Origin of the sequence: Actinomadura sp. 7K507 (assembly GCF_004348425.1) — a bacterium.
In the GTDB taxonomy this organism is placed as follows: Bacteria; Actinomycetota; Actinomycetes; order Streptosporangiales; family Streptosporangiaceae; genus Spirillospora.
Genome location: NZ_SMKK01000023.1, coordinates 45,307 through 54,966, shown reverse-complemented (window position 1 = coordinate 54,966; position 9,660 = coordinate 45,307). Strand labels below are relative to the sequence as shown.

At 72.7% G+C, this 9,660-nt stretch carries 10 protein-coding genes and 1 pseudogene; 2 read left to right on the top strand and 9 right to left on the bottom strand.

Annotation, left to right across the window (positions count from 1 at the left end; translation table 11 throughout):
• Positions 1 to 187 (top strand): annotated as a pseudogene (locus E1285_RS08195) (hypothetical protein); the annotation flags it as partial.
• A 50-nt stretch (positions 188 to 237) separates the two neighbouring features.
• Here E1285_RS08195 and E1285_RS08190 read toward each other — a convergent pair.
• The 6 genes from E1285_RS08190 to E1285_RS08165 all read right to left on the bottom strand — a co-directional run bounded on the left by E1285_RS08190 (position 238) and on the right by E1285_RS08165 (position 4,550).
• Positions 238 to 942 (bottom strand): endonuclease/exonuclease/phosphatase family protein, encoded by a 705-nt coding sequence (locus E1285_RS08190; RefSeq protein WP_132149735.1) that lies wholly within the window; start codon positions 940 to 942, stop codon positions 238 to 240.
• Between the two features lie 14 nt (positions 943 to 956).
• Positions 957 to 1,925: an ROK family glucokinase gene (locus E1285_RS08185; RefSeq protein WP_132149733.1), complete on the bottom strand. Its 969-nt coding sequence runs from the start codon at positions 1,923 to 1,925 to the stop codon at positions 957 to 959.
• A gap of 46 nt (positions 1,926 to 1,971) precedes the next feature.
• Positions 1,972 to 2,451 carry a hypothetical protein gene (locus tag E1285_RS08180; RefSeq protein ID WP_132149731.1) on the bottom strand — a complete coding sequence of 160 codons (480 nt, stop codon included), beginning with the start codon at positions 2,449 to 2,451 and terminating at the stop codon, positions 1,972 to 1,974.
• Between the two features lie 51 nt (positions 2,452 to 2,502).
• The gene (locus E1285_RS08175; protein ID WP_132149729.1) at positions 2,503 to 2,937 is read right to left on the bottom strand and encodes an SRPBCC family protein; all 435 of its coding nucleotides are present in this window, start codon (positions 2,935 to 2,937) and stop codon (positions 2,503 to 2,505) included.
• Positions 2,938 to 2,999: 62 nt separating this feature from the next.
• Entirely contained in the window at positions 3,000 to 3,767 is a 768-nt protein-coding gene (locus E1285_RS08170) for a metallophosphoesterase (protein WP_132149727.1), read from the bottom strand.
• An 87-nt stretch (positions 3,768 to 3,854) separates the two neighbouring features.
• A complete protein-coding gene (locus E1285_RS08165; RefSeq protein ID WP_132149725.1) occupies positions 3,855 to 4,550 on the bottom strand; it encodes a copper homeostasis protein CutC in 696 nt (231 codons plus the stop codon).
• Positions 4,551 to 4,775: 225 nt separating this feature from the next.
• Here E1285_RS08165 and E1285_RS08160 point away from each other — a divergent pair, with 225 nt between their 5' ends.
• The gene (locus tag E1285_RS08160; RefSeq protein WP_132149723.1) at positions 4,776 to 6,566 is read left to right on the top strand and encodes a long-chain fatty acid--CoA ligase; all 1,791 of its coding nucleotides are present in this window, start codon (positions 4,776 to 4,778) and stop codon (positions 6,564 to 6,566) included.
• Between the two features lie 24 nt (positions 6,567 to 6,590).
• Here the strand turns inward: E1285_RS08160 and E1285_RS08155 are convergent, their stop codons facing one another.
• The 3 genes from E1285_RS08155 to E1285_RS08145 form a co-directional block, all read right to left on the bottom strand.
• The gene (locus E1285_RS08155) at positions 6,591 to 7,250 is read right to left on the bottom strand and encodes an NAD(P)H-binding protein (protein ID WP_132149721.1); all 660 of its coding nucleotides are present in this window, start codon (positions 7,248 to 7,250) and stop codon (positions 6,591 to 6,593) included.
• Positions 7,251 to 7,415: 165 nt separating this feature from the next.
• Positions 7,416 to 8,945, bottom strand: a complete 1,530-nt coding sequence (locus tag E1285_RS08150) for a DUF1996 domain-containing protein (protein ID WP_207946472.1) — start codon at positions 8,943 to 8,945, stop codon at positions 7,416 to 7,418.
• Between the two features lie 35 nt (positions 8,946 to 8,980).
• Entirely contained in the window at positions 8,981 to 9,586 is a 606-nt protein-coding gene (locus E1285_RS08145; protein WP_132149719.1) for a DUF4142 domain-containing protein, read from the bottom strand.
• Positions 9,587 to 9,660: the final 74 nt, after the last annotated feature.

The window sequence follows — 9,660 nt, the reverse complement described above, 5'->3', positions numbered from 1 at the left end:
CACCAAGGGCGCTTGGGCCGCCCTGATCGGCGGTCCCGTCTACCTGCTGGTCACCGTGATCCTCGACTGGGAGGTCCCCGGCTGGGCCGCCTTCCTGGCCGTCGCCGCCTTCATCGGCGGTTTCGTCACCCTCGTCCTGCGCATGGGCGACGAACCCCGCGACCCCGACGACGGCGCCGTCGTCTGAATTCTTTGCAGTAACGGCCCACTGCGCTCGCGTGCGTGGCCGAGGTCGGCTCAGGGGACCTCCACGTCCGCTGCCAGGGGGCGGTGGTCTGTGGCTTTGGGGTAGTCGGCTGTGAGGGCGGTGTTCTCGACCGGTACTCCGCAGCTCGTGATCTGGATCGTGGGGTCGGTGAAGACCGCGTCTATGCGTCTGGTGGGGTTGCGGGCGGAGAAAGTCGGTTCGCCTCCTGCGGGTTCGACCGCGTAGGCGTCCTGGAAGTGTTCGGTCAGGAGGGTCCAGGACGGGCCGCCCGGTTCCTCGTTGATGTCGCCGGCGAGGACGACCGGGGCCTGGTAGCGGGCGCGGGCGCGGTCCAGGTGGGTGAGGATCTCGTGGGCGTGGCGCAGGCGCGGGCCGTCCGCCAGGTCCAGGTGGGTGCACGCGGCGATGAAGCGCGTCCCGCCGGTCTCCAGGACGGCGATCGCCAGGGCGCGGCGGTGCAGGCCGGGATCGGGGGTGAGCAGGTGGAACTCGCGGCCCTCCCGGCGGACGTGCGGCGCCGTGAGGACGGCGAGCCCGCACGCCCGCCGTCCCGCCGCGATCCGCAGGCCGCACGCCCGCGCCAGGCGGCGGCGCCGGACGCGCCAGGCCCCGAAGCGCGGGACCTCCTGCACGCAGACGACGTCCGGGGCGATGGCGCGGACGACCCGGGCCACGGCGGCCGGGTCGTCCCGCAGCGACCGGACGTTGTAGCTCAGCAGCCGGACGGAGGTCATATCCGCTGACGCCGCTAGACGATGACGTCCTGGAGAGGCCGGACACGGGCCAGGTCCGCGGCGCCGACGATGCCCGCGGCGGAGCCGAGTTCGGCGATGCGGATGTCGGGCAGGGGGCGGTGGCCGCGGCCGGTCAGCGCGTCCTCGAACGACGCGCGTATCGGGTCGAGCAGCAGGTCGCCGGCGTCCGACAGTCCGCCGCCGATGATGAACGCGCCCGGGTCGAGGATCGCGCTGAGGTCGGCCAGGCCCTGGCCCGCCCAGTGCGCGATGGTCCGGAAGCACTCCAGGGCGGCCTTGTCGCCCTCGCGCGCCGCCTGCGACACCTCAGGGCCGCTGATGCCCTCGGGGCGGCCGCCGCCGAGTTCCAGCAGGCGCCCGGCCATCGCGGGCGCCACCCTGGCCAGGTCGCGGGCCTCGTGGACGAGCGCGTTGCCGCTGGCGTACTGCTCCCAGCAGCCGCGGTTGCCGCAGCCGCAGCGCCGGCCGTCCGGGACGGCGCGGAAGTGGCCCATCTCGGCGCCGATGCCGAAGCGCCCCCGGTACAGCTCGCCGTTGATGATGATGCCGCCGCCGATGCCGGTGCCGAGGGCCACCAGGACGAGGATGTTCTCGCCGCGTCCGGCGCCGAACCTCGCCTCGCCCCACGCGGTGGCGTTGCCGTCGTTCTCCACCACGACCGGCAGCCCGACCAGGCTCTCCACCTTCTCCTTGATCGGCTCCTCGCGCCAGGCCAGGTTCGGCGCGAACAGCACGGTGGCGCGGTCCTCGTCGACGAAGCCCGCGGTGCCCAGGCCGACCGCCGAGACCTCCTCGAACTTGCCCGCCAGCAGGTCGACGACCTCGGCGATGGTCTCGGCGGTCTCCTTCGGGTTGGTCGACGGAGTCGGCCTGCGCACCTTCTCCAGAATCGTTCCCCGGTCGTCGACGACCCCTGCGGCGACCTTCGTGCCGCCCACATCCACGCCGATGGTCAGGGCCATGTACCCTTCCTCCTCCTCGCGCGCCCCGGCTGGAGCCCGTACCGCACTATCCGATGCCCGCGGGGCCGCCGTCCGTGGCGGCCGACCACGCATCGCCCCTCTCCGGACGTTCCGACCGATCGGACCTACCCGCCCGCGCGCTCTTCGACGCCTCCGGCGGCTCGGGCGGCCGGTTCCGGCGCGTCCGGTCGCCACGCGTCCGGTCGGAACGCGTCCGGTCGAACGCGGCGACCACGTCCAGGGCGGCGGCCATCAGCGACTGCCCGGCCTCGTGCAGATGCCGGCCCACGTCGCCGCCCGCCTCGCGCCTGACCGCGATCGCCCGGCAGACCGGGCAGTCGCGGCACTCCGGGGCGCCGGTGGCGATGCGCGGCTCCTCGGCGGTGGCCGTGCCCCACACGTCCCGGCCCGGGTCCGCGCCGGCGTCCCGGCCCGGGTCTCGTTCGCCTCCGCCGCTCACGCGCCTGATCAGGGCGTCGAAGAGCTTGGCCGCCTCGTCCAGGGCTCCGCCCGGCTGCTCGCTCATGAGTCCATCTTCCATCGGTCGTCGGCGTGCACGGTATCGCCTCGGGGCTGCTCAGTTCTCCATGTGGCGCTTGAGGCCCTTGAGGGCCGTGTCGATGATCCGTTTCTCGCCCTTGCGCTTCACCATGCCGATGAGCGGTATCCGGACGTCCACGGCGAGTTCGTAGGTCACCTCGGTGGCGCCGTCCCGCTCGTCCAGCGTGTACGAGCCGTGCAGGCCGGTGACGACGGAGCCCCCCTCCACCAGTTCCCACGCCGCCCGGTCGTCGTCCTCCCAGGTGTAGCGGAGCCCGACGGTGTCGCTGAAGGGGCCGCCGTCGAACGTGAGCCTGGCGCGCGAAGGCCGGCCGTCCGGCCCCGTCTCCTCGACGGTGATCTCCCGGATGCCGCTCGCCCACTTCGGGTACGCCTCGAGGTCGGCGATCACCGCCATGATCCCGGCCTTCCCCGCCTTGACCGTGATGGTGGAACTCGTGCGGTCCGCCATCTGCGTCTCCCTCCGGCTCGCCATGGGCCCGCGCGGGCCCGCTGTCCTAGAGAAAGTATCTTTCACACCGTCAGGACGTACGGCACGCCACGGGCCCGGAAATGGCCCACGTTCACGCATTCGGTGCGGCCGATGCGCATCCGGCTCGCGAGCGGCTGGTGGACGTGCCCGAAGAGCACGTACCTGGGCTGCGTCCGGTGGATCGCGTCCAGGATCGCCCTGCTCCCCCGCTCGAACCGGCGCGCCACCGTGTCGTACAGCAGTTCCGGCACGTCGGGCGGGATGTGGCAGCACAGCACGTCCACCTCGCCGACGGCCTCGACCTTGGCGGCGAAGGCGTCGTCGTCGAGCTCGTAGGGGGTGCGGTACTCGGTGCGCAGGCCGCCGCCGACGAACCCGAACCGCAGCCCGCCGATCTCCGCGGTCTCGCCGTCCAGGACCCGGTGGCCTTCGCGCAGATGCGCGCCCCACATGCGCGGGACGTCCACGTTGCCGTACGTCAGGTACGCGGGGGACGGCATGGCCGCGAACAGTTCGGCGTACTGCCGGTCGACGGCGCGCTCGATGTGCGCCCACGCGTCGCCGTCCAGGGACGACCACAGCCCCCGGGAGAACTCGCGGGCGTCGTCGAAGCGCTTCTCGGTGCGCAGCGCGATGAACCGGTCGGCGTTCTCCTGGCCGAACAGGTCGGCGAAGATCCCCTGCGCGTGGTCGTCGTAGTCGATGAACAGGATCAGGTCGCCCAGGCAGATGAGCACGTCCGCGCCGTCCGCCGCGCCGGGCAGCGCGTCCGCGCGTCCATGGACGTCGCTCACCACATGGATCCGCATGAACCGACTCTAATAGGACACACTGCTCGCGAGAACGGCCGGGTTCCGCGCCCGCCCGGCCAAACCCCGGGCGCGCGCGAGCGGTGGTCAGCCGGCCGCGGCGGACACCAGCGAACGCCACTCGCTCACGAGGACGGGGTCCACCGGGGCGTCCCAGGCGCCGTCCGGGCGGACGGCGGTACCGACGTGGAACGCGGTGACGCCCGCGGCGGCGAGGATCGCGACGTGCTTGCGGCGCAGCCCGCCCCCGGCCATGATCATCTCGGCGGAGGCCGGGTCCTCGGCGGCGCGCCGTACCAGGACGCCGACCCCGGCGTCCACGCCCCGCGCGGAGCCGGCCGTGAGCACCGTGTCGAGCCCGCCGCCGAGGCCGCGGACGGCGTCCCAGGCGGAGCCGGGGTCGGCGGCGTGGTCGATCGCGCGGTGGAACGTCCAGGGCAGCGGGGCGGCGTCGGCGGCGAGCTTGCCGGTGGCGGCCGTGTCGACGTGGCCGAACGGGTCGAGGAACCCGAGGACGAATCCGTCCGCGCCCGCCTGGGCGAGGCCCGCGGCGGCGCGCCGCAGCCGGTCCAGCTCGAACCCGGTCGTGCGGAACCCCGCGTTGGCCCGCAGCATCACCCGCATCGGCAGGGACGTGGCCTCCCGGACGGCCTCGACGACGTCAGGATCGGGAGTCAGGCCGTCGGCGGCCATGTCGGCGACGACCTCGATCCGGTCGGCGCCGCCGTCCTGCGCCGCCCGCGCGTCCTCGGCCGTCAGCGCGATCACTTCGAGCAGTGACATGGCGATCCCCCGGAACCGTTCGTGTGCGACGGCCCAAGCGTAGGCGACCGCGGGCGGCGGCCCGGGGACGGCGGCCGGTCTTTGCCGGTCCGTTAACCCGCGCTGTCAGCCGATGCCGATGGACCGTACGTCCGGGAAAAACCCCTACTCGCAGGTATCATTCGTGCACGGAGAAGCCTCCGCGGCCTTCCCCGCCACCTCGAAGACCGACCATAGGAGCACGCCGTGCGCGAGTTCAGCGTCCCCGCGATGGTGGAGGTCCCCGACTCCGCCACACTGACCGACGCGCCCTTCACCCGGGCCGGTGAGGAGCCGGGCGCCATCGTGGCGCGCCGCAGGAGCGGCGACGCCTGGAGCGCCGTCACCGCGGCCGAGTTCGCGGCCGAGATCACGGCCGTCGCCAAGGGCCTCGCGGCCGCGGGGATCGAGTCCGGCGACCGGGTGTGCCTGCTGTCGCGGACCCGCTACGAGTGGACCGTCCTCGACTACGCGGTATGGACGGCGGGCGCGGTCTCCGTCCCCATCTACGAGACGTCGTCCGCGGAGCAGATCGAGTGGATCGTCGGCGACTCCGGCGCGAAGGCCGTCTTCGCCGAGACCGAGGCGCACGTCGCCCTGGTCGAGGGGGTCCGGGGGAACCTCCCCGACCTCGCGCACGTGTGGGTCATCGACGCGGGCGGCGTCGACGAGGTCAAGGGACTGGGCGCCGAGATCGGCGACGACGTGGTGGAGGAGCGCCGCGGCTCCCGCGACGCCGCGGACCTCGCCACGCTCGTCTACACCTCCGGCACCACCGGACGCCCCAAGGGCTGCGAGATCACCCACGGGAACCTCGTGTCGACCTCCCGCAACGCCGTCCAGGGCGCGATCGCCGAGGTCGCCGTCGAGGGCAGCTCCACGCTGCTGTTCCTGCCCCTGGCGCACGTGTTCGCCCGCATGATCCAGGTCGCCACGATCGAGGGCGGCATCGTCCTCGGGCACAGCGACATCAAGAACCTGCTGCCCGACCTCGCCTCCTTCCAGCCGACGTTCCTGCTGGCCGTCCCGCGCGTGTTCGAGAAGGTCTACAACGGCGCCGAGCAGAAGGCGTCGGCCGACGGCAAGGGCAAGATCTTCAAGGCGGCGGCGGAGACCGCGATCGCCTACAGCCGGGCGCTGGACGGCGGCCGGCCGGGCCTCGGCCTCAAGGCGAAGCACAAGGCCTTCGACGTGCTGGTGTACGGCAAGCTGCGCGCCGCCGTCGGCGGCAAGGTGACCTACGCGGTGTCGGGCGGTGCGGCGCTCGGCGAGCGCCTCGGGCACTTCTTCCGCGGCGTCGGCATCACGATCCTGGAGGGCTACGGCCTCACCGAGACGACCGCGCCCGCCAGCGTCAACCGCCCGACGGCCCTCAAGGTCGGCACGGTGGGACAGCCGATCCCGGGCGTGGACGTCCGCATCGCCGAGGACGGCGAGGTCCTCGTCCGCGGCATCAACATCATGCGCGGCTACTGGAACAACGAGGCCGCCACCAAGGAGGCCCTGGAGGACGGCTGGTTCCACACCGGCGACCTCGGCTCCCTCGACGAGGACGGGTTCCTGCGGATCACCGGGCGCAAGAAGGAGATCCTCGTCACCGCGGCGGGCAAGAACGTCGCGCCCGCGCCGCTGGAGGACAGGCTCCGCGCGCACCCGCTGATCAGCCAGTGCCTCGTCGTCGGCGACGGCCGCAAGTTCATCAGCGCGCTCGTCACGCTGGACGAGGAGGCGCTCGGCCCGTGGAAGGCCCAGCACGGCAAGGCCGAGACGATGACGGTGGACGAGCTGCGCCGCGACCCCGACGTGGTCGCCGAGATCGAGGCCGCGGTCGCCGAGGCCAACAAGTCGGTCAGCCAGGCGGAGTCGATCAAGAAGCACGTCATCCTCGGCGTCGACTTCACCGAGGAGGCCGGCCACATGACGCCGAGCCTGAAGGTGAAGCGCAACGTCGTGATCAAGGACTTCGCCGACGAGATCGAGTCCCTCTACACCGGCTGATCCCGCCACTCCGGCCGATCCCGGTCAGCGCAGGGCGGCGACCGCCTCCTCCACCGGGGTGTCGCCGTTGAGCAGGTCGAGGGTGCGGCGGCGGACGTCGCCGGCGTCGAGCAGCGCCGCGATGACCGCCGCCACGTCCTCGCGGGTCACCGCGTCGTGCCCGAGGGGCGGCTCGGCGAGCCTCACCCTGCCGGTGGCCGGGTCGTCGGTGAGGCGGCCCGGCCGCAGGATCAGCCAGTCGAGGGCGTCGCGGCGGCGCAGGTCGTCCTCCGCCTCGCCCTTGGCCCTGATGTAGGCCTCCCAGACCTCGCCGCGGCCCGCGGCGGGGGGCTCGCCCGCGCCCATCGCGGAGATCTGCACGAAGCCGCGGACGCCGGCGCGTTCGGCGGCGTCCGCCATCAGCACCGAGGCGGCCCGGTCGACGGTGTCCTTGCGGGTCGCGCCACTGCCGGGGCCGGCCCCGGCGGCGAACACGACCGCGTCCGCCCCGGACAGGTGGCCGGCGACCTCGCCGGCGTCGGCCGACTCCAGGTCGGCCACGACCGGCTCGGCGCCGGCGGCGCGCACGCCGTCCGCGTGGCCGGGATTGCGGATGATGCTCAGCACGGTGTCCCCCCGCGCGGCCAGCAGCCGCGACAGCCGCAGCGCGATCTTCCCGTGGCCGCCCGCGATCACGATGTCCATGCCGCGATCGTAACGCCGGACACCGTTCGTCCGTTGGACGGCGGGGCCGGCGGACGGTCGCGGGCGCGGCCGGTGAGGCGCCGCCGAAGGTCGAAGACGGCATCCTCACCGGCCGCGCGTCCGGGTCACCCCAGGGCGGTCCGGGTCACCCGGACGTCGGATGGATCAGTGACCGTGCCCGTTCCTGGTGGCGGGCTCCTGGGAGGGAGTGGCCGGCTCCTCGGTCGGAGCGGCCGGCTCCTCGGTGGGGTCCGCCGGCGCCTGGGTGGGGTCCGCCGGCGCCTGGGTGGGACTGGCCGTGGGAGCAGGCTGGCCCTGGCCTTGGCCGTCGCCCTGGCCGTTGCCCTGGCCCTGGCCGTCGCCGTTGATGGTGGTGACCGCCTGCTGCATCAGCTCCTCGCCCATCACGTTGATGAAGTCGCCGTGATCGGTCACCGGGTCATGACCGGACTCGGGGAAGCTGTCCAGCGCGAACGCCAGCGGCTCGGCAGGCAGGTCGTAGGTCAGCGTCATCCGGAGCTGCGGCACGGCCTGCGTGCCCTCGGGGCAGGCTCCGGTCCGCTCGTCGGGGAAGGCGATGTGGTCGCGGTGGTTGGCGCTGTCGGTGTTCTGCCCGTCCCAGCAGCTCGCGAAGTTCAGCACGCGCGTGACGAGGCTGCCCTCGGGGCAGAGCGGGTACTTGTCGGTGAACGCGCGCTCCTCGAAGCCGGTGCACGTCCACTGCGCCTTCGCGTTCTGCAGGCCGTTCGTCACGGCCTTGGCGTCACCGGTCGCCATCCGGAGGAACGGCGGCATCGCGGTCACCTGGCTGCGGGGGTTGCCGAGGAACTGCAGGCGCGCCTCGGTCGGCTCGACGATGCTGCCGATGTTGCCGTCGGTCTGGTTCTGCTCCGCGCGGTCCGAGGTGTCCTCGCCCGCGCGGAGCCGCAGCACCGGCCAGTAGTACGTCGACTTGTCGCCGCTCTCGCAGGTCGTCCCGGCGGCGGCCAGGGTCTCGTCGGTCGAGAAGGCGTCCGTGTCGAGGTTGCCGACGTAGTCGTGGATGTGGTGCGCACCGTTCACGACGCCGGGCGCGGCGACCACGTTGTCGGGGTTGCTGTGCGCCTGTCCCTCGTTCGTGCCGCAGTCGCCCACGTCGAACACGCCGGTCGAGCCCTGCCCGCCGGCGCGCGGCTGCCGCACGCGCGGCGCCTGCTCGATCGGGACGTACTGGTCCGGCCGCAGCTCCGGGATCTCGACCTCTTCGCCGTCACCGGGGGGCTGCTCGCCGTCTCCAGGAGGTTGCTCGCCCTCACCGGGCGGCTGCTCGCCGTCACCGGGGGGCTGCTCACCATCGCCGGGAGGCTGCTCGCTGGGCTGGCCCTGCCCGGGCGGCTGCTCACCGTCGCCGGGGGGCTGCTCGCCGTCTCCGGGCGGCTGCTCGCCGGGCTGCTGACCGTCGCCGGGAGGCTGCTCGCCCGGCTGCTGGCCGCCGCCCTCCGGCGGCTGCTCGCTGGGCTGCTGGCCGCCGCCACCCGGGTCGCCGGGGTTGTCGACGTCGTTGATTCCGCCGCCGTCGAGATCGCCGCCACCGGCGGCCGGCGAGCTCGCGCCGGGTTGCGGAGCCGCGTTCCCGCCGGGCTCCACCTGGCACGCCGACGCGACAAGGGCGAGCGCCGGGATCATCACGGCGAAGGCTTTCTTCCTGCTTCCCATGGAAAGGTACTCCCTTTTGCGGGGTGGGATGTACGTCATTTCAGGGCACGCCTGGGTACCAGGCCCGTGCTCTCCAGCAGCGACATGTGCGTGTTCACGAACTTCATGGAGCGTTCTGCGAACGCACGGACCTCGCTGTTCTCGGACTGCGAGCGCACCTTGGCGATCACGGTGAACACCGCGCCGTGCGCGGCGCGCAGCCGGTGCACCCAGATCTTGTCGTAATCGGCGCCGAATTTGCCCGACATCTCTCTCAGCCAGGCCTTCTGGCTCCCGTTGGGCTCATTGGGAAGAATCACGCCGAGGCGTTCCGCGGTCGCGCGAGCATCCGCGTCCAGCTGCACGTGCTGCTGCCAGATGATCTCGGCGACCTCCCTCACCCGGGGGCTGGAGGCACGCTGCTGTGCCTGCTGGCCTGCAGGGATCTCCCACAGGCCGGCTTGTCGCACCGCGACAAGCAGCTTTCTGTCCAAAGTGCTCAGCCGTCCCCAGCGAGTGTTCACGGTGCCACCGAGGTTCGCCGCTCCGCTGGTGGGGACGCCGACCGGGTTCATGACGACCACGAAGGCGGCCCCTACGGCCGCGACGGCCGCCAGAATCAGCAGGGCACGGCCGAAGCGAAAGCGCGAAGGCCTCTCCATTCCGGCGATTCCGTAAGATTTCCTCAAGGGAACTTCTTCCTCCTTTCGAGGATCTCTCGATGGGCCCGGCGCGG